The sequence below is a fragment of the Malikia granosa genome (genome assembly GCF_002980595.1).
Classification (GTDB): Bacteria; Pseudomonadota; Gammaproteobacteria; order Burkholderiales; family Burkholderiaceae_C; genus Malikia; species Malikia granosa.
Window position 1 is genome coordinate 14,444 of the sequence record NZ_PVLQ01000005.1, and the last position, 22,976, is coordinate 37,419.

General features: G+C 67.6%; 24 protein-coding genes. 14 read left to right on the forward strand and 10 right to left on the reverse strand.

The features are described 5' to 3' along the window. The first annotated feature begins 19 nt into the window (after positions 1-19). Positions 20-901, forward strand: a complete 882-nt coding sequence (locus C6P64_RS00520; RefSeq protein WP_105746641.1) for a LysR family transcriptional regulator — start codon at positions 20-22, stop codon at positions 899-901. A 21-nt stretch (positions 902-922) separates the two neighbouring features. Here C6P64_RS00520 and C6P64_RS00525 read toward each other — a convergent pair whose 3' ends face one another. Then, a complete protein-coding gene (locus C6P64_RS00525; RefSeq protein ID WP_105746642.1) occupies positions 923-1,687 on the reverse strand; it encodes a ParA family protein in 765 nt (254 codons plus the stop codon). Positions 1,688-1,787: 100 nt separating this feature from the next. Between C6P64_RS00525 and queA the strand changes: the two genes are divergently transcribed. From queA to C6P64_RS00540, 3 genes are all read left to right on the forward strand, one after another. Continuing rightward, on the forward strand, positions 1,788-2,843 hold the full coding sequence (gene queA, locus C6P64_RS00530) for a tRNA preQ1(34) S-adenosylmethionine ribosyltransferase-isomerase QueA (protein ID WP_105746643.1): 1,056 nt from the start codon (positions 1,788-1,790) through the stop codon (positions 2,841-2,843). Between the two features lie 94 nt (positions 2,844-2,937). After that, positions 2,938-4,167, forward strand: a complete 1,230-nt coding sequence (locus C6P64_RS00535) for a CaiB/BaiF CoA transferase family protein (protein WP_105746644.1) — start codon at positions 2,938-2,940, stop codon at positions 4,165-4,167. Positions 4,168-4,174: 7 nt separating this feature from the next. Further along, on the forward strand, positions 4,175-4,867 hold the full coding sequence (locus tag C6P64_RS00540; RefSeq protein ID WP_105746645.1) for a TetR/AcrR family transcriptional regulator: 693 nt from the start codon (positions 4,175-4,177) through the stop codon (positions 4,865-4,867). Between the two features lie 118 nt (positions 4,868-4,985). On the opposite strand, the gene C6P64_RS00545 is transcribed toward C6P64_RS00540, so the two are convergent. Then, positions 4,986-6,143, reverse strand: coding sequence for an acyl-CoA dehydrogenase family protein (locus C6P64_RS00545; protein ID WP_245911582.1), 1,158 nt, complete (start codon positions 6,141-6,143; stop codon positions 4,986-4,988). 209 nt (positions 6,144-6,352) lie between these two features. Here C6P64_RS00545 and C6P64_RS00550 point away from each other — a divergent pair, with 209 nt between their 5' ends. The 5 genes from C6P64_RS00550 (at position 6,353) to tgt (ending at position 12,650) form a co-directional block, all read left to right on the forward strand. After that, on the forward strand, positions 6,353-7,816 hold the full coding sequence (locus C6P64_RS00550; RefSeq protein ID WP_105746647.1) for a benzaldehyde dehydrogenase: 1,464 nt from the start codon (positions 6,353-6,355) through the stop codon (positions 7,814-7,816). 38 nt (positions 7,817-7,854) lie between these two features. Next, complete coding sequence (locus C6P64_RS00555; protein WP_170073011.1) at positions 7,855-8,838, forward strand: tripartite tricarboxylate transporter substrate-binding protein; 984 nt, start codon at positions 7,855-7,857, stop codon at positions 8,836-8,838. Between the two features lie 20 nt (positions 8,839-8,858). Continuing rightward, positions 8,859-10,034 (forward strand): mandelate racemase/muconate lactonizing enzyme family protein, encoded by a 1,176-nt coding sequence (locus C6P64_RS00560; protein WP_105746649.1) that lies wholly within the window; start codon positions 8,859-8,861, stop codon positions 10,032-10,034. Continuing rightward, positions 10,034-11,206: a CaiB/BaiF CoA transferase family protein gene (locus C6P64_RS00565; RefSeq protein WP_105746650.1), complete on the forward strand. Its 1,173-nt coding sequence runs from the start codon at positions 10,034-10,036 to the stop codon at positions 11,204-11,206. The genes C6P64_RS00560 and C6P64_RS00565 overlap by 1 nt, the downstream gene beginning before the upstream one ends. A gap of 259 nt (positions 11,207-11,465) precedes the next feature. Beyond that, a complete protein-coding gene (gene tgt, locus C6P64_RS00570; protein ID WP_105746651.1) occupies positions 11,466-12,650 on the forward strand; it encodes a tRNA guanosine(34) transglycosylase Tgt in 1,185 nt (394 codons plus the stop codon). An 18-nt stretch (positions 12,651-12,668) separates the two neighbouring features. On the opposite strand, the gene C6P64_RS00575 is transcribed toward tgt, so the two are convergent. Continuing rightward, positions 12,669-13,451: a PhaM family polyhydroxyalkanoate granule multifunctional regulatory protein gene (locus tag C6P64_RS00575; RefSeq protein WP_105746652.1), complete on the reverse strand. Its 783-nt coding sequence runs from the start codon at positions 13,449-13,451 to the stop codon at positions 12,669-12,671. Between the two features lie 199 nt (positions 13,452-13,650). On the opposite strand from C6P64_RS00575, the gene C6P64_RS00580 reads away from it, so the two are divergent. Next, positions 13,651-14,034 carry a TraR/DksA family transcriptional regulator gene (locus tag C6P64_RS00580; RefSeq protein WP_105746653.1) on the forward strand — a complete coding sequence of 128 codons (384 nt, stop codon included), beginning with the start codon at positions 13,651-13,653 and terminating at the stop codon, positions 14,032-14,034. Between the two features lie 23 nt (positions 14,035-14,057). Here C6P64_RS00580 and C6P64_RS00585 read toward each other — a convergent pair whose 3' ends face one another. Together C6P64_RS00585 and C6P64_RS00590 are read right to left on the reverse strand one after the other, a co-directional pair. Next, positions 14,058-14,921, reverse strand: coding sequence for a fumarylacetoacetate hydrolase family protein (locus tag C6P64_RS00585; protein ID WP_105746654.1), 864 nt, complete (start codon positions 14,919-14,921; stop codon positions 14,058-14,060). An 8-nt stretch (positions 14,922-14,929) separates the two neighbouring features. Further along, on the reverse strand, positions 14,930-15,427 hold the full coding sequence (locus C6P64_RS00590; protein ID WP_105746674.1) for a Dps family protein: 498 nt from the start codon (positions 15,425-15,427) through the stop codon (positions 14,930-14,932). A 183-nt stretch (positions 15,428-15,610) separates the two neighbouring features. Here C6P64_RS00590 and cfa point away from each other — a divergent pair, with 183 nt between their 5' ends. Both cfa and purU read left to right on the forward strand, forming a co-directional pair. After that, positions 15,611-16,789: a cyclopropane fatty acyl phospholipid synthase gene (cfa, locus tag C6P64_RS00595; RefSeq protein ID WP_105746655.1), complete on the forward strand. Its 1,179-nt coding sequence runs from the start codon at positions 15,611-15,613 to the stop codon at positions 16,787-16,789. Between the two features lie 55 nt (positions 16,790-16,844). Further along, positions 16,845-17,690: a formyltetrahydrofolate deformylase gene (gene purU / locus C6P64_RS00600; protein ID WP_105746675.1), complete on the forward strand. Its 846-nt coding sequence runs from the start codon at positions 16,845-16,847 to the stop codon at positions 17,688-17,690. A 34-nt stretch (positions 17,691-17,724) separates the two neighbouring features. On the opposite strand, the gene C6P64_RS00605 is transcribed toward purU, so the two are convergent. Continuing rightward, on the reverse strand, positions 17,725-18,153 hold the full coding sequence (locus C6P64_RS00605) for an Hsp20/alpha crystallin family protein (protein ID WP_105746656.1): 429 nt from the start codon (positions 18,151-18,153) through the stop codon (positions 17,725-17,727). A gap of 126 nt (positions 18,154-18,279) precedes the next feature. After that, entirely contained in the window at positions 18,280-18,987 is a 708-nt protein-coding gene (locus C6P64_RS00610) for a YggS family pyridoxal phosphate-dependent enzyme (RefSeq protein ID WP_105746657.1), read from the reverse strand. A 25-nt stretch (positions 18,988-19,012) separates the two neighbouring features. Here C6P64_RS00610 and C6P64_RS00615 point away from each other — a divergent pair, with 25 nt between their 5' ends. Together C6P64_RS00615 and C6P64_RS00620 are read left to right on the forward strand one after the other, a co-directional pair. Continuing rightward, positions 19,013-20,056 (forward strand): type IV pilus twitching motility protein PilT, encoded by a 1,044-nt coding sequence (locus tag C6P64_RS00615; RefSeq protein WP_105746658.1) that lies wholly within the window; start codon positions 19,013-19,015, stop codon positions 20,054-20,056. A gap of 52 nt (positions 20,057-20,108) precedes the next feature. Then, positions 20,109-21,245 carry a PilT/PilU family type 4a pilus ATPase gene (locus C6P64_RS00620; protein ID WP_105746659.1) on the forward strand — a complete coding sequence of 379 codons (1,137 nt, stop codon included), beginning with the start codon at positions 20,109-20,111 and terminating at the stop codon, positions 21,243-21,245. Between the two features lie 28 nt (positions 21,246-21,273). On the opposite strand, the gene C6P64_RS00625 is transcribed toward C6P64_RS00620, so the two are convergent. From C6P64_RS00625 to C6P64_RS00635, 3 genes are read right to left on the reverse strand one after another with little or no spacing between them, the layout of a single operon-like run. After that, positions 21,274-21,927, reverse strand: coding sequence for a BON domain-containing protein (locus C6P64_RS00625; RefSeq protein ID WP_105746660.1), 654 nt, complete (start codon positions 21,925-21,927; stop codon positions 21,274-21,276). Beyond that, positions 21,924-22,532, reverse strand: coding sequence for an SIS domain-containing protein (locus C6P64_RS00630; RefSeq protein ID WP_105746661.1), 609 nt, complete (start codon positions 22,530-22,532; stop codon positions 21,924-21,926). Before C6P64_RS00630 ends, C6P64_RS00625 begins: the two co-directional genes overlap by 4 nt. Positions 22,533-22,570: 38 nt before the next feature. After that, positions 22,571-22,975: a YraN family protein gene (locus C6P64_RS00635; protein ID WP_105746662.1), complete on the reverse strand. Its 405-nt coding sequence runs from the start codon at positions 22,973-22,975 to the stop codon at positions 22,571-22,573. Position 22,976 lies beyond the last annotated feature (1 nt).

Consider the following 22,976-nt stretch of genomic DNA (forward strand, 5'->3'; position numbering starts at 1 on the left):
TTGCAAGGAAAAGCAGAGCATGAGCCTGGCTTTCAATTACCGACACCTGTACTACTTCTGGATCGTCGCCAAGGAAGGCGGCATGACGCGCGCTGCGGCGCGGCTCGACATGGCGGTGCAGACCGTCAGCGCCCAGGTGCGCGAGCTCGAGCGCGACCTCGGCTGCCAGCTGCTCAAGCCGGCCGGACGCGGGCTGGCGCTGACCGAGGCCGGCGTCGCCGCGCTGCGCCAGGCCGAGCAGATCTTCCAGCTCGGCGAAATGCTGCCCGAGCGGGTGCGCGCGGCGGCCCAGGCACCTGCCATGCGGCTGGCGGTCGGGATCGCCGACGGCCTGGCCAAGCTCGAGGTGCAGCGCCTGCTGCAGCCAGTGCTGGCCACGCCGGACCTGCGCCTGGTCTGCCACGAGGGCGAGATGGCCGACCTGCTGGCCGAGCTCGCGGTGCACCAGCTCGACGTGGTGCTGTCCGACCACCCGGCCCCGTTCAACCCGCACCTGAAGGTGCACAGCCATCCGCTGGGCAGTACCGGCATGGGCTGGTATGCCGCGCCGCGCTGGTGGGAGCAGGCGCAGGGCAGTTTTCCGGCCTCGCTGCAGGATGTCCCGGTGCTGCTGCCGACCACCCACTCGATCGTGCGCGCCCACCTCGACCAGTGGCTGGCCCAGCTCGGCCTGCGCCCGCGCGTGGTCGGCGAGTTCGAGGACAGCGCCCTGCTCGAGACCTTCGGCGGCGCGGGACTGGGAGCCTTCCCGGCCGCGCTCGCGCTGGAGGAGGCGCTGCTGCAACGGCACCAGGCCAGGCTGCTGGGCGCCTGCGCCGGGGTCGAGGAGCATTACTACGCGATCAGCACCGAGCGCAAGGTGCAGCACCCGCTGCTGCGCCAGCTGCTGGCGCAGGACTGAGCGCCGGGCCGCTGCTGCAGCTCAGGCCAGCGCGGCGTGCAGCTCGACCAGGGCCTGGGTCAGCTTGTGCCTGGGGTCGAGGTGGATCATGGGCCGTGCCAGCTGGTGCGACTCGCGCACCTTGATCGAGGCCGGCAGATAGGGCTGCAGCACCGGCAGGCCTTCCGCGACCAGCTCCTGCACCAGCTGCTGCGGCAGCTTGGCGCGTGGCTGGAACTGGTTGACCACGATGCCCTTGACCTGCAGACCGGCATTGTGGTCGGCCCGGATCTCCTGCACATTGGCCAGCAGGGTGTAGAGTGCCTGGCGGCTGAAGTCGTCGCAATCGAAGGGGATCAGGCAGCCATCCGCCCCCATCAGCGCCGAGCGGGTGTAGAAGTTGAGCGCCGGCGGCGTGTCGATGTAGATGCGGTCGTAGTCCTGGCCGAACTGCTGCAGCGCCTCGCGCAGCTTGTAGATCTTGTGGCGCGACTCGAGCTTGACCTGCAGCTCGTCGAGCCGGTCGCTGGCGGCCATCAGGTCGAGCCGCTCGAACGGCGTGCGCAGCACGAAATCGGCCGGCGGCGCGGGATTGAAGCTGAAGCCCAGCGTCTGGTCGAAGAAGCTCGCGACCGTGGGCTGCTGTGCGCCGACCGGGGCGCCGAGCAAATAACGGGTCGAGTTGCCCTGCTGGTCGAGGTCGATCAGCAGCGTGCGCAGGCCCTGGGCAGCGCTGATCGCGGCAAGGTTGCAGGCAATGGTGGACTTGCCCACCCCGCCCTTCTGGTTGAATACGACGAGCGCCACGGCGCCTCCTGCGGTTGTTGGTGCAGGTCATTATGGGGCAGCCCAGCCATGGGAAAATGTCGGTTTTTCTTGGCACGGGCCCGTTCGGCCCTCAAGCGACATGAATCCATCTGCTTCCAGCGCCACGCGCGCCCACAATGTCAGCGACTTCGACTTCGAGCTGCCGCCCGAACTGGTCGCCCAGCACCCCGCCGCTGAGCGCAGCAGCTCGCGCCTGCTCGACAACAGCGGCCGCTCGCCGGTCGACCGCATCTTCAAGGAACTGCCCGGCCTGCTCAGGGCCGGCGACCTGCTGGTCTTCAACGACACCAAGGTCGTCAAGGCCCGCCTGTATGGCGAGAAGGCCTCGGGCGGCAAGGTCGAGCTGCTGATCGAGCGCGTGCTCGATGGCCACGAGGTGGTCGCGCACATGAAGGTCAGCAAGAAGCCGCTGCCGGGCGCGGTGCTGCACATGGTCGGCGGCTTCAGCGCCGAACTGCTGGGACGCTGGCCCGAGGACAAGGGCCCGCTGTTCCGCTTCCGCCTGAGCGCCGAGCCCTACGCGCTGATGGAGCAGCATGGCCATGTGCCGCTGCCGCCCTATATCGAGCATGGCGACAGCGCCGAGGACGAGCGTCGCTACCAGACCGTGTTCGCGCGCGCGCCGGGCGCGGTCGCGGCACCGACCGCCTCGCTGCACTTCGATGAAGCCCTGCTCGACGCGCTCGAGGCGCGCGGCATCGAGCGCGCCAGCGTCACGCTGCATGTGGGCGCTGGCACCTTCCAGCCGGTCAAGGTCGAGGCCATCGCCGACCATGTGATGCACTCCGAGCGCTATGCGGTGCCCGAAGCCACCCAGCAGGCGATTGCCGACTGCCGCGCGCGCGGCGGCCGCGTGGTCGCGGTCGGCACGACCACGGTGCGCACGCTCGAATCCTGGGCCCAGTCCGGCCGCGCGAGCGGCGAGACCCAGATCTTCATCACGCCGGGCTTCGACTTCAAGGTGGTCGACCTGCTGGTGACCAACTTCCACCTGCCCAAGAGCACGCTGATGATGCTGGTCAGCGCCTTCGCCGGCTACGAGACCATCATGGCGCTCTATGCGCGCGCGGTGCGCGAGGGCTACCGCTTCTTCAGCTATGGCGACGCCATGCTGCTGAGCCGTAGCGGCCGCTGACGACCTGCGCGGGAGCCGGACCAGCACGGTTTACATCCGGTGCGGGAGCATCCATAATAAGCAACCAACCAGTTGGTTGAATAAAAGGAAACGAATGTCTCTCGCTACATCCGGTGCCCTGAGCGGCCTGCGCATCCTCGACCTGACCCATGCCCTGGCCGGGCCCTTCTGCTCCCAGATCCTGGCCGACCATGGCGCCGATGTGATCAAGGTCGAACCGCTGGAGGGCGATTTCTTCCGCCGCATGGGTCCGTTCCGGCAGGACGACCAGGAGCAGCATTACGGTGGCCTGTTCCAGTCCTGCAACCGCAACAAGCGCTCGATCGCGCTCAACCTGAAGCATCCCGAGGGACAGGCCCTGCTCAGGGAACTGGTCGGCAGCGCCGACGCGCTGGTGGAGAACTACCGGGCCGGCGTGCTCGACAAGCTGGGCATAGGCTACGAAGACCTCAAGCGCGTCAACCCGCGCCTGGTCTACACCTCGGTGCGCGGCTTTGGCGACAAGTCAGGCGGCCAGAGCCCCTACATGGACTGGCCGGCCTTCGACATCGTGGCCCAGGCCATGGGCGGCTGGATGGGCATCACCGGCGAGGATGCCGACCATCCGGTCAAGGTCGGTGGCGGCGCCGGCGACACGGTGTCCGGACTGTTCGCGGCCTTCGGCACCATGGCGGCGCTGTGGCATGCGCGCAGCAGCGGCCAGGGCCAGTATGTGGACGTGGCGATGACGGACAGCATCCTGGCGCTGTCGGAACTCGTGGTGAGCCAGTTCAGCTACCGGGGCGTGTCGCCGCAGCCGGCGGGCAACGGCATCCCCGGCCTGGCGCCGTTCGGCACGATCCATGTCAAGGATGGCGTGATCGCGATTGCCGCCCCGCATGATCCCCAGTTCCACCTGCTGTGCGACCTGATCGGCCTGCCCGAGCTCAAGGCTGATCCACGCTTCAGCACCGAGGCCCTGCGCTGGGAAAACCACCGGCTGCTCACCCAGGCGATCGAGAGCTTCACGCGCAGCAGGACCAAGCTCGAGTTGCGCGACCTGTTTGGCGGCCGGGTGCCCTTCAGCCCGATCTACAACGCGCAGGAAATCTTCAGCGACCCGCATTTCGCCGCCCGGCAGATGCTGCCCGAGGTCGAGCAGCCCGGCAGCTCGCGCCCGGTGGCCGTGCCTGGGGTGCCGGTCAAGCTGTCGCAGACGCCCGGACAGGTGCGCCACCGCGCCCCGCTGCTGGGCGAGCACACGCGGGAAATCCTGGCCGGACTCGGACTGGCCAGCGAGCGCATCGAGGCGCTGGTCGACGCGCGCGTCATTTCGACACAATAATCCGTGCATGTCTGACCATCTCCCCAGCACCGCCCGCAAGCCCGGGCTGACTTCCAGCGCGCCCAGCGTCGTAGCGGCCGAGCTGGACCCTCCCACGCCGCGCAAGCGGAAGGCCCCGGGACCACGCCACGAGGACAAGCGGGTCGCGATCCTGCGCACCGCGGCACAGCTGTTCGCCGACAACGGCTACGAGGCGACCTCGCTCGACAAGATTGCCGACCAGCTCGGCATGCACAAGGCGACGCTCTACCACTATGTCTCCAACAAGGAGAGCATCCTGTACCAATGCCTGGTGCTGTCCTTCGGCAACCTCGATGCGGTGATGAGCGAGATGGAAGACCGCAGCGTGCCGCCCTTGCAGCGGCTGCGGCAGTTCGCGCACAGCCTGGCGCTGGCGCAGAACAACGTCTTCGGTCGCTGCCTGGTGCTGGTGGGCTCGCGCCCGCTGGACATGATGCCCGGCGGCGAGATCCGCCAGTTCCAGCGCCGGCTGGACGAGACCGTGCGCGCGCTGATCGTCGAAGGCATCGCGGATGGCTCGATCAAGCCCTGCCACCCTGGCCTGGTGTCCTCCATGCTGTTCGGCTCGCTGAACTGGGTGCCGCGCTGGTACCAGGAAGGCGGCAAGCTGAGCATCGAGCAGGTGGTCGACAGCTTCATGGATGTGCTGACCAGCGGCATCGCGGCGCCGCGGCGCTGAGACCTGCGCCTGAAGCAGCAAGCCCGGCCAGCCTGCAACAGGCTGGCCGGGCTGGTCTGGACCGGGGCGGCCCGTGCGCGCAGGCCACCGGGCTGGCGGCGCTGCAGGCCGCCGGCGCTCACATCGAGCGGGCGATCACGTCCTTGAGCGTCTCGTTGGAGCCGCCGTAGATCTTGGCGACACGGGCATCCATGTAGAGCTGCGCGATCGGGTACTCGCACATGTAGCCGTAGCCGCCAAACAGCTGCAGGCAGCGGTCGATGATCTGGCACTGCTTCTCGGAGCCCCACCACTTGGCCATCATGGCGTCGTTGGGCTGCAGCGGCTTGCCATCCACCATGTCCTTGATCAGCGTGTCGATGAACACGCGGCCGATGCGGGCCTCGGTCAGGCATTCGGCGAGCTCGAACTTGGTGTTCTGGAAGTCCCACAGGGTCTGGCCCAGCATCTTGCGGTTCTTGGCATGCTCGACCGTCAGCTCGATCGCGCGCTCGGCACAGGCGATGCCGACGATGCCGATCGACAGGCGCTCCCGGGTGAACACGTCCATCAGCTGGAAGAAGCCCTTGCCCTCGACGCCGCCGATCAGGTTCTCGGCCGGCACCCGCGCCTCCTCGAGGAAGATCTCCGCCGTGTTCATGGCGTTCTGGCCGATCTTCTCGAGCACCTTGTTGACCTTGAAGCCCGGGCACTTGTCCTTCTCGACCATGAACAGCGAGATGCCCTTGGCACCCGAGCCCGCGCCGCCCGTGCGCGCGGCGACCAGCACCATGTCCGCCTGCTGACCCAGGGTGCAGAAGATCTTGTTGCCATTGAGCACATACTCGTCGCCCTCGCGGCGAGCGGTGGTGCGCAGAGCCTTGACGTCGGTACCGGCATCGGGCTCGGTGATGGCCACGGCAATCATCTTCTTGCCGGCGGCGATGTCGGGCATCCACTTGAGCAGCTGCTCGTGGGTGGCGGTGCCGTGGAAGAAGCCTGGGCTGTTCAAGGCGCCCGGGATGAAGCCGAAGGTGGTGTCGCAGATGCGGGCCTGTTCCTCCATCACGACCACTTCATGGGCGATGGTGGCGCCCATGCCGCCGTATTGCTCGGGGATGCTCATGCACAGCAGGCCCAGCTCGCCAGCCTTCTCCCAGACATCGCGGTCGATGCCGTGCTGCTTGCGGAACTTGTCGGCCTTGGGAGCCACTTCCTCCTCGAAGAAGCGGCGGGCGGTGGCGCGCAGCATCTCCAGCTCTTCGGTCATCCAGGGGGAGCGATAGGTTTGCGACATGGGGATATCTCCACTCTTGTGGGCAGCCAGACTGCCAGGGTTGCATGGTTGAAACACGGATCGATCAACCGATCGGTTGATGAAACTTCAGTGTTATCGAAATTTTCTCAATTGTCAACCGACTGGTTGGTTGACTAATTGAAAAAATCCTCCTACAGTTCACGCAGCGCCGACAAGCACCCGGGCGCCCACACACTGGAGGAGACGAGATGAACAGCAATCTGCTGACTGCTACCGAATGGACTGGCAAGGCCCTGTCCGGTCACTGGACAAGCCTGGCCGGCGGTACCCTGGAAGTGATCGAGCCGGCCACTGGCGAGCCCCTGGCCCAGCTGGCCAAGGCCAGCCCGGCGGACATCCGGGCAGCCTGCCAAGGCGCCAGGCAAAGTCAGAAGGCCTGGGCCGCCCTGCCCTATGGCGAACGCGCCAAGGTGTTCCGCCGGGCGGCGGGCCTGCTGGAGGACAACCGCGCGGCCTATGCCGAATGGATCGTGCGCGAGACCGGCGGCATACCGCCCAAGGCCATGTTCGAGATCGACTCGGTCATCCACCTGCTGCACGAGGCCGCCGCGATGCTGACCCAGCCGCGCGGACTGGTGCTGCCCAGCGTGGATGGCGTGAGCAGCATCGCGCGCCGCGTGCCGCACGGGGTGGTGGGCGTGATCTCGCCGTTCAACTTCCCCTTCCTGCTGACCAGCCGCGCCACGCTGCCGGCGCTCGCCTGCGGCAACGCGGTGGTGCTCAAGCCCGATCCGCGCACCCCCGTGACCGGCGGCGTGCTGCTGGCGCTGCTGCTGCAGGCCGCCGGCCTGCCTGCGGGCGTGCTGCACATGCTGCCCGGCGAAGCCGATGCCGGCGAAGCCCTGGTGAGCGATCCGGACGTGACCATGATCTCCTTCACCGGCTCGACCGCCGTGGGCCGCCGCGTTGGCGAACTCGCCGGCCGCCATCTGAAGAAGGTGGCGCTCGAGCTCGGCGGCAAGAACGCGCTGCTCATCCTGGACGACGCCGACCTGGAGCTGGCCGTCTGCGGCGGCTCCTGGGCCTCCTGGCTGCACCAGGGCCAGATCTGCATGAGCGCCGGCCGCCACCTGGTGCAGCGCAAGCTGGTCGAGACCTACGCCCAGCGCATGGCGGAAAAAGCCAGGGCGCTGCCTGTCGGCAACCCGCACACCAGCCCGGTGGCGATCGGCCCGCTGATCACGGAAAAGCAGGCCGCCAACGTGCACCGCATCGTGCAGCAGTCGATCGCGATGGGCGCCAGGCTGCTGGCCGGTGGCAGCCAGGACGGCCGCTTCTACCAGCCCACGGTGCTGGCCGACGTGACGCCCGACATGCCGGTGTTCCGCGAGGAGATCTTCGGCCCGGTGGTCTCGATCACCGCGTTCGACAGCGACGCCGAAGCCGTGGCGCTGGCCAACGACACCGAATACGGGCTGGCCGCCGGCGTGCACAGCCGCGACATCGGCCGCGCGATGGCACTGGCCGAACAGCTCAACGTCGGCCTGGTCCATGTCAACGACCAGACCGTCAACGACGACGGCACCATGCCGATGGGCGGGCGCGGCGCCTCGGGCAACGGCTCGCGCCATGGCGGCCCGGCCAACTGGGACGAATTCACCCAGTGGCAATGGACCACGGTGCGCAACACCGCGCCGGCCTACCCCCTGTGACGGCCCAGGCACCTTTCCAGCAATCCAAGGAGACAATCGTGCAGAAGACCCCTTCCATCCGCCACCTGATCCGCAACACCGCGCTGGCCACCGCCATCGGCCTGGCGCTGGCCGGCACCGCCCTGGCGCAGGACAAGCCCGTCGTCAAGATCCTGGTCGGCTTCCCGCCCGGCACCGGCAACGACAACCTGGCCCGCATGTATGGCGAAGCGCTGTCGGAAGCCATCGGCGTCAGCACCGTGATCGAGAACAAGCCGGGCGCCGGCGGGCTGATCGCGGCGCAGGCCCTCAGGCAGGCCCCGCCGCAGAGCAACAGCCTGCTGTTCAGCCTCGACCACCAGGTCGTGATGCTGCCGCTGATCAACAAGAACCCGGGCTTCGACGTGAAGAAGGACATGGTGCCGGTGGGCCGCATCGTCAACTTCTACACCTGCCTGGTGGTGCCCGCCAGCTCGCCGGTCAAGGACCTGCCCGGCTACATCGAGAGCGTCAGGAAATCCCCGGCCCAGGGCAATGTCGGCATTCCGGCACCGGGCTCGCAACCGCATTTCCTGACCTATCTGCTGGGCCAGAAATACAGCGTGGACCTGAGCGCCGTCCCCTACAAGGGCTGGGCTCCCGCCATCGTGGACCTGATCGGCGGCAGCCTGCCGGCCGGCATCGGCCCGTGCAACGACCTGAACGAATACAAGAAGGCCGGCAAGCTGCGCGTGCTCGCCGTGGCTTCGGACAAGCGCTACAAGGCGATGCCGGACGTGCCCACCTTCGGCGAATTCGGCTTCAAGATGCCGGCCGACAGCTTCATCGGCGTCTATGCCGCCGCCAACATGAAGCCGGAATTGATCAAGCAGGTCACCGACGCGACCCGCAAGATGTTCGAGTCGCCCAAGCTGGTCGAGAAATTCGCCTCCACCCAGATGGAACCCGCCTACGCCGGCCCGGAAGAGCTGCGCGGCATCGTGGAAAAGAACACCGAGTTCTGGGGCGAGCAGGTCCGCAAGTCCAACTTCCAAGCCCAATAACCCCATACCCGAGCCCCATCATGAGCAAAATCGTCAAGGTCGAGACCTTCCCCGTTTCCACACCGCTCAAGAAGCCGGTGATCATGCCCAACACCCGCATCACCTCGATCGACAGCGTGGTGCTGAAGATCACCTGCGATGACGGCAGCGTCGGCTTCTCCGACTCCGGCGACACCTCGTCCTGGTACCGCGGCGAGCTGCAGGAGTCGATCATCGCGATGATCTCCAACGTGATCGCGCCGCGCATCCTGCTCGGCGAAGACCCGCGCAACATCGAGAAGATCGTCGCCAAGATGGACCTGCTGGTGCGCGACAACAACCAGGCCAAGGCGACGGTGGACTTCGCGCTGCACGACCTCAAGGGCAAGCTGCTCGGCGTGCCGGTCTACGAGCTGCTCGGCGGCCGCACCATCGAGGCCGCGCGCCAGGGCTGGGTGCTGTCGGCCGGCAAGCCCGACGACGTGGCGGCCGAAGCCAAGCGCGCCAAGGACGTCGGCTTCGCGCTGTTCAAGATGAAGATCGGCTACGGCACGATCCAGGACGACATCGACATGGTGCATGCGGTGCGCGAGACGGTCGGCCTGGACGCCTACCTGACCATCGATGCCAACGGCTTCTGGAGCTACGAGAAGGCGCTGCACATCATCCGCAAGATCGATTCCGCCGGCCTGGACCTGATCGAGCAGCCGCTGGCGCACTGGGACATCGAGGGCATGGCCCGCCTGCGCGCCGCGGTCAAGACGCCGATCTACGCCGACGAGTCGGCGCAGGAGCTGTACAACCTGAAGGAGATCATCGACCGCCGCGCGGCCGACGGCCTGTTCATCAAGCTGCAAAAGGCCGGCGGCCTGGTCAAGGCGCAACGCTGGCTGACCATGGCGCGCCTGGCCGGCCTGCCGGTGCACTGCGGCTGCATGATCGGCTCCGGCCTCGAGCACAGTCCGGCCGCCCACCTCTGGGTCGCCAACGAATGGGCAACCCAGGGCCTCAACGAGTCGATCGGCCCGCTGATGATCCACGGCACGATGGAGAGCAAGAACATCGCGGCCGGCACCGACATCGCGCTGAACATTCCGAAGTTCGAGGGCGGCCTGTGCTACCCGAACGAAGGTCCGGGTTTCGGCATCGAGCTCAACGAAGCCTTCCTGCTCAGCCACAAGACGGCCGACAGGCAAGGCCGCCAGGTGAGCCTCTGATGCAGCGCGCAGGCCCCCTGTCCCACCTGACGGTGATCGAATTCGCGGGCCTCGGCCCCGCGCCCTTTGCCGGCATGATGCTGGCCGACCAGGGCGCGCGGGTGATCCGCATCGATCGCCCGAGCAAGCCCGGCAAGGCAGGCGGAATGGCCGCCCTGACCGCGCGCCACAGCGACGTGCTGTCGCGCGGCCGCGAGTCGATCGCGCTCGACCTCAAGCAGGCCGAAGGGCGCGAAGTGGCGCTCAAGCTGATCGAGCGCGCCGACCTGCTGCTCGAGGGCTTCCGCCCCGGCGTGATGGAGTCGCTGGGCCTGGGCCCGGACATCTGCCTGGCGCGCCGCCCGCAGCTGGTCTATGGCCGCGTCACGGGCTGGGGCCAGAACGGCCCGCTGGCACAGGCGGCCGGCCACGACATCAACTACACCGCCCTGTCGGGCGCACTGCATTCGACGGCGCGCCGCGGCGCCCAGCCGACCCCGACCCCCGGCCTGATCGGCGACTTCGGCGGCGGCGGCATGCTGGCCGCCTTTGGCGTGCTGGCCGCCGTGCTGCAGGCCAGGCAGTCCGGCCAGGGCCAGGTGGTGGATGCGGCCATCAGCGATGGATCGGCCTTGCTGACCGCGCTGATCCAGGGCTGGCGCAGCTGCGGCCTGTGGAATGCCGAAGCTGGCAGCAACAACGGCGATGGCGGCGCGCATTTCTACGACGCCTACCGCTGCGCCGATGGCAAATATATGTCGATCGGTGCCATGGAACCCCAGTTCTACGCCCTGCTGCGCGAGAAATGCGGCCTGGACGGACCCGAATTCGACGCGCAGTGGAACGCTGCCCAATGGCCGCAGCTGAAGGAGCGCGTCGCCGAAGTCTTCCTGCAGAAGACGCGCCAGCAATGGTGCGAGCTGCTCGAAGGCAGCGATGTCTGCTTCGCCCCGGTGCTCGACCTGGACGAGGCACCACGACACCCGCACAACCAGGCGCGCCACACCTTTGTCGAGGTCAACGGCATCACGCAGCCCGCGCCGGCACCGCGCTTCAGCCAGACCCCGGCGGCGCCCTGCCAGCCGGTACGCGCAGCCGCCGCCGACACCTGCAAGCTGCTGGCCGAGATCGGCTACGACGAAGCGGCCATCGCGGGCCTGCTGCAGGGCGTCGCCCAGCAAGCCGGGAACTGAAACGGCCGGGTTCAGTGCGGGCCGGCCCCGGGCTGGCAAGAGTCAGTGGGCCGGTCCGGATCAGCAACGATGCCCCCCCGCGGGCGACACTGGCGGCTGCGCGTCGGCACCGACAGCCTCGACAGCCAGGCTCGCCCGCGTGAACTCGGCCTGACTGGTCTGGGGACGTTCTAGCTCGAGCAGCGCCGCCCAGACCAAGGGAGGCGGCCCGACCTTCTAGAATCGCGGCTTGCCCGCCCGGGCCGCTAGGGAACCTCACATGCTCAAATTCGACCTGCTCCACACCGACCCCGACAGCCACGCCCGCCGCGGCCAGCTGACACTCAACCACGGCGTGGTGCAGACGCCGATCTTCATGCCGGTTGGCACCTACGGTACCGTCAAGGGCGTGATGCCGAAAAGCCTGCACGACATGGGGGCGCAGATCATCCTGGGCAACACCTTCCACCTCTGGATGCGGCCCGGGCTCGACATCATGCAGAGCTTTGGCGGCCTGCATAAGTTCGAGCAATGGGACAAGCCGATCCTGACCGACTCGGGAGGCTTCCAGGTCTGGAGCCTGGGCGCGATGCGCAAGATCAGCGAGGAAGGCGTCAAGTTCGCTTCGCCGGTCAACGGCGACAAGCTGTTCATGTCGCCCGAGGTCAGCATGCAGATCCAGACCATCCTGAACTCGGACATCGTGATGCAGCTCGACGAGTGCACGCCCTACTGGCAGGGCGAGAAGGGCAGCGGCCACATCACGACCGAGGCCGAGGCGCGCGTCTCGATGGAGCTGAGCCGGCGCTGGGCGCTGCGTTCCAAGAACGAGTTCGAGCGACTGGGCAACCCGAACGCGCTGTTCGGCATCGTGCAAGGCGGCATGTTCGAGCATCTGCGCCAGGAGTCGCTCGAAGCCCTGGTCGAGATGGACTTCCCCGGCTACGCGGTCGGAGGGGTGAGCGTCGGCGAACCCAAGGAGCTGATGCTGCAGATCATGGCGCACACGCCGCACCGCCTGCCCGCCCACAAGCCGCGCTACCTGATGGGAGTCGGTACGCCCGAGGACCTGGTCGAGGGCGTGGCCCAGGGCGTCGACATGTTCGACTGCGTGATGCCGACGCGCAACGCGCGCAACGGCACCATCTTCACGCGCTACGGCGACCTGAAGATCCGCAACGCGCGCCACAAGGCCGACCCGCAGCCGCTCGATTCGAGCTGCACCTGCTACGCCTGCGCCGGCTCCAGCGGCGTGAGCTGGGACGACGGCGGGCGCGAGGGCTTTTCCCGCGCCTACCTGCACCACCTGGACCGCTGCGGCGAGATGCTGGGCCCGATGCTGACCACGGTGCACAACCTGCACTACTACCTCAACCTGATGCGCGAGGTGCGCGAGTCGCTCGAGGCCGGCCAGTTCAGCGCGCTGCGCGCCCGCTTCAAGTCGGAGCGCGCGCGCGGCGTCTGATACCGGCCCGCCGCTGCCTCACTCGGCGGCAGGCTTCTTGCGCGGACGCGGGCTGGCGGCCTTCTTGGCGGCGGTCGCTGCCGTCTTCTTGGCGGCGGCCTTCGGTCGAGGACGGGCCGCGGTGCTGGCTGCCGCCTGCTCGCTGGCCTGCTGCGCCGAGGCCGCCCGGGCTGCCTCGGCATCCTGGCGGGCCTGCTCGGCCAGCTTCTCGGCCGCCTCGGCGCTCGCCTGCACGGTCTGGGCCACCTGCTCGGCCGCCTTCGCGGCCTGCCCGGCCATGTCCTGCACCGCGCTGGTCGCAATGGTGGTGAACTGCTCGGTCAGCGAATTCCACCACTGCATCGGATCGACCCCGGTCTTGGCACCGGCCTGGGCGGAATCGGTCTGGGCCGACTCGGCGGCGGGCTGGACCGGCGGCTCGGCCGGCTTGGCGGGACGCGCAGCGGCCTGGGCCTGCACCGTCTCGGGCTTGATCTTGAACGACTCGGCCACGTCCTGCAGGCTCAGGTTCATGTTCTCGAGCGTGGCCAGCGTCATCTTCTGCACCTCGAGCGCCTGGATCGTCGCGGCCAGCGCCTTGGCATTCTGGTCGAGCCAGAACTCCACCGCGCGCAGGTCGTGGATGCGCTTCTCGATCTCCTCGACGCTGAAGGTCGGTGCCACCCAATGCCCGAGCGAAGGCATGGCACTGGCCGCAGGCTGCAGGCCTGGCGCCACCCCGGTGGCCTGGCGCGCGAGGCTTTGCAGGAAATCGAATCCGGGTATGTACTGGCCGAAGGCGCTGAAGTCGGTCTTGTCCATCTGGGCTCCTGGGAAGGCATGCAACGTCGGGCTGACGCCGCTTCGCTGCCAAGCATGCCACAAGCTGCTGGAGCGGGATTCCTCTGCCGCTTGACCTCGGTCAAGATCCGCAGCGCCGGCCTGGAACAAGATATGGGCAGAAGGAAGGGTTTGGTATGAGAATGTCGATTCGATCCGGACCTTCCAGGAGATGACAACCATGAGCGCCCCCACCCCAGAGACCTTTGCCCAACAGCTGCAACAGTTGCGTCACGACCTGATCGAACAGATTCGCCAGCAGCGCGGCGGCAAGATCGGCCGCGCCGAAGCCGCTGAAGACCGCCATGACATCCAGAGCGGCGACTGGGCGCAATTCGATGGCGAGCGCGATCTCGCGATGGCGCTGGACCAGCGCGAGACGGCGGAGCTGCAGGCGATCGACGCGGCGCTCAAGCGGATCGCGAACGGCAGCTACGGCTATTGCGGCGATTGCGAAGCCGAAATCCCGGCGGCACGGCTGCATGCCAGCCCGACCACGCTGCGCTGCCTGACCTGCCAGGAGCGCGCCGAGCGCGCCAGCGGCGAGACCCACCCCACCCTCTGACCCCGTTTCCCGGCAAGCGGCCTTCAGGCCGCCAAGGCCAGGGTCTGGGCGATGGCGCCAAACAGGCTCTGGCCCTGCGGGCCCTTGACCTCGAGGCGCAGCTGGTCGCCCTCCTCCAACGCCGGGGAGCGCTGCGCCAGGCAACCGAGCACCGTGCCGGCGCCCAGCGGGCGATGGCGGCACAGCAGCGCCAGCCACTGGCCGAAATGGAGTGAGCCGGCCTCGGGCTCGCCGCCAGCCAGCGCCTGTCCGTTGCGCGTGAGCTGCAGGGGCAGCTTGAGGCGGCCACGCTGCCAGGCCGATCCGAGCTCGTCGAGCGTGACGGCGACCGGGCTGAAGGCAGTGGCTGGCCAGGCCGGCATGGCGCCCTCAGGCGCCGCAGCGCCTGCCGGCGCCCGCAAGCACCAGTCATTGACCAGCATCAGCAGCCGGATCGCGTCGAGCGCCTGCTCGGGACTCGCGCGTGCCGGCAGGTCGGCGCTGACGACCGCCAGACCGGCGCCACAGTCGACGCCAAGCGCCGGCTCATGCCAGGGCATGTCGTCGCAGGGCCCGAGGAAGGCATCGCCTGATCCCTGACGCAGCGACAATTGCCTGCCAGCCCCAGCGGGCTGTTCGGGCAGCGCCGGATCCGCCGCGGCCCATTGGAAGGCGCGCGGCAGCGGCGCCATGCAGCGACCGGGCTCGAAGGGAAAGGCATGGCGGGCCCGTCCCTGGTTCAGCGCCACATAGAAATCCTGCAGTTGCGGGGCGATGAAGTTCCAGTCGTCGAGCGCCTGCTGCAGCGTCTGGGCCGCGCCCGTGGCGTAGCAGGCCAGGCCGAGATCGCGCGAGACGACGAGCAGCTGGCCGTCGCGCGAGCCGTCCTTGTAGGTAGCCAGTTTCATCCTGGCGTTCAGTCCTCGAGCAGGCTGCGCAGCATCCAGGCCGACTGCTCGTGCACGCTCAGGCGCTGCGTCAACAGGTCGGCACTGGGCTGGTCGTCGGCCTGGTTCACCAGCGCAAACAGGCCGCGCGCGGTGCGCGCCACCGCCTCGTGGCCCTCGGCCAGCAGGCGGATCATCTCGGTCGCCTTGTGCGGACGGGCCTCGACATCGGGCAGCGAGCTCAGGCGGACGAACTCGGCATAGGAGCCCGGCGCCGGATGGCCCAGCGCGCGGATGCGCTCGGCGATCGGATCGACCGCGTTCCACAGCTCGGTGTACTGCTGCATGAACATCGCATGCAGGCTGTTGAACATCGGTCCGGTCACGTTCCAGTGGAAATTGTGCGTGGTCAGGTAGAGCGTGAAGGTATCGGCCAGCAGGCGGCTCAGGCCCTGGGCAATCGCCGCCCGGTCCTGCTCACCGATGCCGATGTCCATCTTGAGGGCTTCAGTCTTCTTCTTTTCCATATCGAACTCCAGTTCCAAAATCCGCAACGACAACTGCGTGGCTTGATCTTAATCCGGCCCGGATCGCAGGAGAATTTCATCTGTCGGCCTCGGTGATTGAAAAAATCAATCACCAAGCGTACGCCAGCGGCTGGACCGCACGCGCCCTCTTGGCTTACTTTCACGCCGGGGAGGGAGCACAAGATGGACAAGGAACTGGTTCAAGCGGCCGGGTTCGAGCGTCCGCAGCCGGAACAGACCGGTGCGCAGGCCGCGTTCGAGGAACTGCTCGCGCAAGCCGATGTCAGGCTCAACGGTCCCAGGCCCTGGGACCTGCAGATCCGGCACGGCGGCACTTTCGAGCGCGTGCTCGGCCAAGGCAGCCTGGGCCTGGGCGAGAGCTATATGGACGGCTGGTGGGACTGCGAGCGGGTCGACGAATTCATCTGCCGCGCGCTGCGCGCCGGCCTCGACCGGCAGGTGCGCAACCCGGCACTGCTGCTGCTCGCGCTCAAGTCCCGGCTGATGAACCTGCAGTCCCGCGCGCGCGCCTGGCAGGTGGGCGAGCGGCATTACGACAGCGGCAACGAACTGTTCGAGGCCATGCTCGACCCGACCATGTCCTACAGCTGCGGCTACTGGGCCAATGGCGCGACCCTGGAGCAGGCACAGCGCGCCAAGCTGGAGCTGATCTGCCGCAAGCTGCAGCTCAGGCCCGGCATGACCCTGCTCGACATCGGCTGCGGCTGGGGCGGGCTGATGCGCCATGCCGCCGAGCAATACGGCGCGATCTGCGTCGGACTGACGATCTCGCGCGAGCAGGCCAAATGGGCCGGCCGCCAACTGCAGGGCCTGCCGGCCCGGGTCGAACTGGTCGACTACCGCGAGTTCAGGCCCGCCGGCGGGCAGCGCTTCGACCGCCTGGTCTCGGTTGGCATGTTCGAGCATGTGGGGCCGAAGAACTACCGCAGCTATTTCGAGCTGGCCCGGCGCCACCTGCGCGAGGACGGCCTGTTCCTGCTGCACAGCATAGGCAAGAACCGTCCCGGCGGCGCCAACGATCCCTGGATCGAGAAATACATTTTCCCCAACGGCCGGCTGCCGAGCGTGGGCGAACTGACCCGGGCCGCCGAGCGCGAGTTCGTGCTCGAGGACCTGCACAACTTCGGCGCCGACTACGACCGCACGTTGATGGCCTGGCTGGAACGCTTCGATGCCGCCTGGCCCCGGCTGCAGCCGCGCTACCCGGAGCGCTTCCGGCGCATGTGGCGCTACTACCTGATGGCCTGCGCCGGCGGCTTCCGCGCGCGCGACAACCAGCTCTGGCAGCTGGTGCTGTCACCGCGCGGCGTGAGCGGCGGCTATCGCCGACCGCTGCTCTGAAGCCAGCGGCCCGGCCCGCCGACGGGCCACATGGATGCGCGACAATCGCAGCACCATGAATACTTACGTCTTGACCCTGTCCTGCCAGGACAAGCCCGGCATCGTGCACGCTGTCTCGGGCTTCCTGCTGGAACATGGCGGCAACATCGAGGAAGCCGCCCAGTACAATGACCACGATACCGGGCTGTTCTTCATGCGGGTGCAGTTCGTCTGCCTGAGCCTGGGCCAGCAGGAACTGCGCCAGGCCGTCGGGCAGTTTGTGCAGGCGCACGCGATGGACTGGAGCCTGCATGCACTCGACGCCCGCCTGCCGACCGTGATCATGGTGAGCCAGCAGGGCCATTGCCTGAACGACCTGCTGTTCCGCTGGAAGAGCGGCCTGCTGCCGATCGACATCCGGGCCATCATCAGCAACCACCGCGACTTCTACCAGCTAGCGGCGAGCTACAACATCCCCTTCCATCACCTGCCGGTCACGGCTGCGACCAAGGCCCAGGTCGAGGCGCGCCAGCTCGAGATCATCGAGCAGGAGCGGGCCGACCTGGTGGTACTGGCGCGCTACATGCAGGTGCTCTCGAACGAGATGTGCGCCAAGCTGGCCGGCAAGGCGATCAACATCCACCACAGCTTCCTGCCCAGCTTCAAGGGTGCCAAGCCCTACTACCAGGCGCACCAGCGCGGGGTCAAGCTGATCGGCGCGACCGCCCACTACGTGACAGCCGACCTCGACGAGGGCCCGATCATCGAGCAGGACGTGGCGCGGGTCGACCACAGCATGACGGTGGACGACCTGACGGGCATCGGCCGCGACACCGAGAGCCAGGTGCTCGCGCGCGCCGTCAAGTGGCACAGCGAGCACCGCGTGCTGCTCAACGGCCACCGCACCGTGGTGTTCCGCTGAGCCAGGCAGGCCGGCCCGGCCCTGGCCGGGCGGCTCAGTCGATCTCGAGCCGGTGGCCGCTGCTGCTGCCCTGGCGCTTGGGCAGGGTCAGGCTCAGCACGCCGTTGTCGAACTTGGCCTTGGCCTGGCTGTTGTCGATGTCGGCCGGCAGCTGGAAGCTGCGCTCGACCGAGCCGAAATAGCGCTCGCTGCGCAAGGTCTTCTCGTCGGCGGTCTGGCTGTCTTGCTGCTTGACCTCGGCGCGCAGGGTCACGACATTGCCTTCGACCGTGACCTGGATGTCTTCCTTGGCGACCCCGGGCAGTTCGGCCTGCACCGTGTAGGCGCCGTCCGACTCCTTGACGTCGACCTTGATCGACTGCGGCAGCGGGTCGCCATGCAGGGGTCGGATGAAGAAACCGGGCGACATCAGGTCCTTGAACAGATCGTCGAACGGGTTGCCGCGGGTCATCAGGCTGTTCATGCTTTTCACTCCTTGGATCGGGACGAAGATTGGGTGCCAACGTCGATGGCCTGGCCGGCCATGTCCTGCTGCAGGAATGACAATAATGCCCGGCCCGCCGAATTGCAAGCGGCCGCCAGCGGCGCTTCAGGCGGATGCGGGATAGTGGCGTGAACCGAAGATGGCGCTGCCCACGCGCACCAGGGTACTGCCGCTGGCGATGGCGGCCTCGAGATCGTCGCTCATGCCCATCGACAGGGTGTCGAGCGCCAGCCCCCGTTCGTTGAGCGCGTCGAACAGCGCGCGCGCGCGGCCGAACACTGCGCAGGCGCTGGCGAAATCGGGCGCCGGCTCGGGGATGCACATCAGGCCGCGCAGCTGCAGGCGCGGCAAGGCAGCAACCGCCTGCGCCAGCTCGAGCGCCTGCTCGGGCTGCACGCCCGACTTGTTCGGGCCGCCATCGACATTGACCTGCACGCAGACCTGCAAGGGCGGCAACTCGGCGGGCCGCTGCTCGCTCAGGCGCTGCGCGACCTTGAACCGGTCTATCGTGTGGACCCAGTCGAAATGCTCGGCCACCGGACGGGTCTTGTTGCTCTGCAGCGGCCCGATGCAGTGCCACTCGAGGCCACTCAGGCCGGCGGCCTGCAGCTGCTGCACCTTCTCGACCCCTTCCTGCACATAGTTCTCGCCGAAGGCGCGCTGGCCAGCCAGCCAGGCCTGGCGCACCGCCTCGGCATCGAAGGTCTTGGAAACCGCCAGCAGGCGCACCGAGTCCCTGGACCGGCCGGCGCGATCGCAAGCCTGGCCGATGCGCGCTTGCAGGGCTTGGAGATTGGCAAGGATCATGGACATAATGATAAAAAACAAGGGAGTCGGGATGGACATCACCCAGCTGCTGGCTTTCAGCACCAAGAACAAGGCCTCGGACCTGCACCTGTCAGCCGGCTTGCCACCGATGATACGGGTGCATGGGGACGTCAGACGCATCAACGTGGAGGCGCTGGACCACAAGCAGGTCCACGCGATGATCTACGACATCATGAACGACGCCCAGCGCAAGCACTACGAGGAGTTTCTCGAGGTCGACTTCTCGTTCGAGCTCGAGGGTCTGGCGCGCTTCCGGGTCAATGCCTTCAACCAGAACCGCGGCGCGGCAGCGGCGTTCCGCACCATTCCCTCCCGGATACTGACGCTCGAGCAACTCAACTGCCCGCGCATCTTTGCCGACCTGGCGCTCAAGCCGCGCGGCCTGGTGCTGGTGACGGGGCCGACCGGCTCGGGCAAGTCGACCACGCTGGCTGCCATGGTCAACCACCTCAACGAGAACCAGTACGGCCATGTGCTGACGATCGAGGACCCGATCGAGTTCGTGCACGAATCGAAGAAATGCCTGGTCAACCAGCGCGAGGTCGGCCGCATGACGCTGTCCTTCGCCAATGCGCTGCGCTCGGCGCTGCGCGAGGATCCGGACGCGGTGCTGGTCGGCGAGATGCGCGACCTCGAGACGATCCGGCTGGCGATGACGGCGGCCGAGACCGGCCACCTGGTGTTCGGCACCCTGCACACCTCGTCGGCGGCCAAGACCATAGACCGCATCATCGATGTCTTCCCGTCCGAGGAAAAGGAGATGGTGCGCGCCATGCTGTCGGAGTCGCTGGTGGCGGTGATCTCGCAGACCCTGTGCAAGAACAAGGAAGGCAGCGGTCGCGTCGCGGCACACGAGATCATGCTCGGCACGCCGGCGGTGCGCAACCTGATCCGCGAGAACAAGGTCGCGCAGATGTATTCGGCGATCCAGATGGGCAATGGCTTTGGCATGCAGACGCTGGACCAGAGCCTGTCGGAGCTGGTCAAGAGCAACCAGATCACCAACGCCGAGGCGCGCGGCAAGGCCAAGATCCCGGAGAACTTCCCCGGTTGAGCGGGGAGGTCGGCCCACCACTGAGCCGGCTATGCCCGGCAGGAGCATGCAGATGGAACGCGATCAAGCGAGCAAATTCGTCAACGACCTGCTCAGGCTGCTGGTCGAACGCAAGGGCAGCGACCTGTTCCTGACCGCCGACTTCCCGCCCGCGATCAAGGTCGATGGCCAGATCAGCAAGGTGTCGCCGCAGCCGCTGAGCAGCCAGCACACCCAGACGCTGGCGCGCGCGATCATGAACGACAAGCAGGCAGCCGAGTTCGAGCGCAGCCGGGAGTGCAACTTCGCGATCGCGCCGGCCGGCATCGGGCGCTTTCGCGTCAACTGCTTCCTGCAGATGGGCAAGGTCGGCATCGTGATGCGCACGATACCGAGCCAGATCCCGACCATAGACGGGCTGGGACTGCCGCAGGTGCTCAAGAACATCGCGCTGGCCAAGCGCGGCATCTGCATCCTGGTCGGCGGCACCGGATCGGGCAAGTCGACCACGCTGGCGGCGATGGTCGACTGGCGCAACGAGAACACGCACGAGCATATCGTGACGGTGGAGGACCCGATCGAGTTCGTGCACCAGCACAAGAACTGCATCATCACCCAGCGCGAGGTCGGGCTAGACACCGACAACTGGGACAACGCGCTGAAGAACTCGCTGCGCCAGGCGCCCAACGTGATCCTGATGGGCGAGATCCGCGACCGCGAGACCATGGAGCACGCGATCGCCTTCGCCGAGACCGGCCATCTCTGCATGGCGACCTTGCATGCCAACAGCGCCAACCAGGCGATGGAGCGCATCATCAACTTCTTCCCGCAGGAGCGCCACGCGCAGATGCTCAAGGATGTCTCGCTCAACATCAAAGGCATGATCGCGCAGCGCCTGATCCCGCGCCAGGACGGCAAGGGCCGCTATGCGGTGGTCGAGGTGCTGCTGCACAGCGGCCTGATCGCCGACCAGATCATGAAGGGCGAGATCAACGAGATCAAGGAGACGATGAAGAAGAGCCGCGAGGTCGGCATGCAGACCTTCGACCAGGCGCTGTTCGACGCCTTCGAGGCCCGGCTGATTTCCTACGAGGAGGCGCTGCGCAACGCCGACTCGCAGAACGACCTCAAGCTCAACATCAAGCTCAACAGCCAGCGCGCGCGCAGCGCCGACCTGTCGGCCGGCACCGAGCACCTGACCTTGATCTGAGCACCTGCCGCGCCGGCGCGGGGTCGGTTCAGAGCGGCTTGGACTGGGGCTCGCGCGCGGGCGGAGCCTGCAGGCGCTTGAGCTCCTCCTCGCTGATGTAGTCGAAGATGCGCACGACGGCCTTGACGCCGCTGGTGGTGCGCGCGATCTCGGTCGCCAGGTCGGCCTCGCGCTTGGTCACGCGGCCCATCAGGTAGATGGTGCCGCGCTCGGCGACGACCTTGAAGGCCTGCGACGAGAGCTCCTGGTGGTCGATGAAGCCGGCCTTGACGCGGCCGCTCAGCACCAGGTCGGAGGTGCGCTGGCTCAGGGTCGGGCTGTCGGTGATCGCGAGCTCATTGACGACCGAGCGCACGTTGTCGACGCCGGAGACGGTCTGCTGCACGCGCTGGCGGTCGGCCTCGTTGGGCACCTCGCCGCTCAGCAGCACCTGGCGGTTGTAGCTGGTGACGTTGACGCGGACCCGGGTGCCCATGGCCTCGGTGATGCGGTTGGAAGCCTTGAGCTCGATCGCCTCGTCCTCGAGCTGGGCGCCCGAGGTGCGGCGATCGGAGGCGACCAGGCCGGTGCCGACGGCAGCGCCCAGCATCAGCGGCGCGCAGCCCGACAGCAGGCCGCCGAGCGTGGCGACGAGCAGCAGGGCGGCAGTGCCGCGTCGCAGCGGAAAGGTCAGCGTTTTCATTCGACAAACTCCTCGGTCTCGTCATCGCCCAGCAACTGGACATCGACGCCATCACAGATGCAGTGCAGCGCCACCTGGTGCGCCTCGTGGATGCGCGGCAGGCGCTCGCTCGGCACGCAGACCAGCACGTCGGTGTCCTTGAGCAGCTGGCCCAGCGCGCCGGCACGAGCGCCGCACAGCGCCACCACGGTCATCTCGCGCTCGTGTGCGGCCTCGACCGCACCGAGTATCTCGGGCGCTTGCGACAGGCTGGTGACGACCAGCAGGGTGTCGCCCGGCTGTCCCAGCGCGCGCACCTGGCGCGCGTAGACCGAGCGCGCGTCGAAGGCGTTGTAGAGCCCGGTGAAGACGGCGGCATTGCTGCCCAGGGCGAGCGCCGCGAGCTCGGGCCGGTCGCGCTCGAAGCGGCCGACGAAGGCGCTCGCGAAGGCCTGTACCAGGCCGACCGAGGCCCCGTTGCCGCAGGCCAGTACCTTGCCGCCGCCAGTGACCGAAGCCAGGATGGCGCCGAGAGCGGCTTCCACGGCCGGCGCCAGACTCTGGGCACATTGATACTGGATGTCGGCGCTGTCGATGAATTGCTGTTGGATGCGTTGCAAGAGCATGGGGCGGATGATAAACCGGGCCGGCTCGGCGCAAGCACCTAGCCGGCATCGAAAGCGGCCTGCAGCCATTCGATCGCGGGCGGCTCGGGGCCGTCGAGCCGGCCCTGCAGCAGCACGGCGTCGAAGCGGCAGGGTGGCAGGCTGGCGAGCCGGGCCAGGAAATGGCGTGCCGCGAAGACGATGCGGCGCTGCTTGGCAGACACGATGCTGGCCGCCGCCCCACCCTGCGCCAGCGAGCGGCGCTGGCGTACCTCGACGAAGACCAGGGTGCCGTCGCGCTCGCGCATAATCAGATCGATCTCGCCGCCGCCACGGCCTGGCGTCCTGAAGTTGCGGCAGACCAGGCGCAGGCCCTGGCGCTGCAGATGGTCGAGCGCCAGCTGTTCGGCCCTGTCGCCCCTGGCCTTGCTGGTGGCGGCTGTTCCCTCACTCTGGATCGTCATC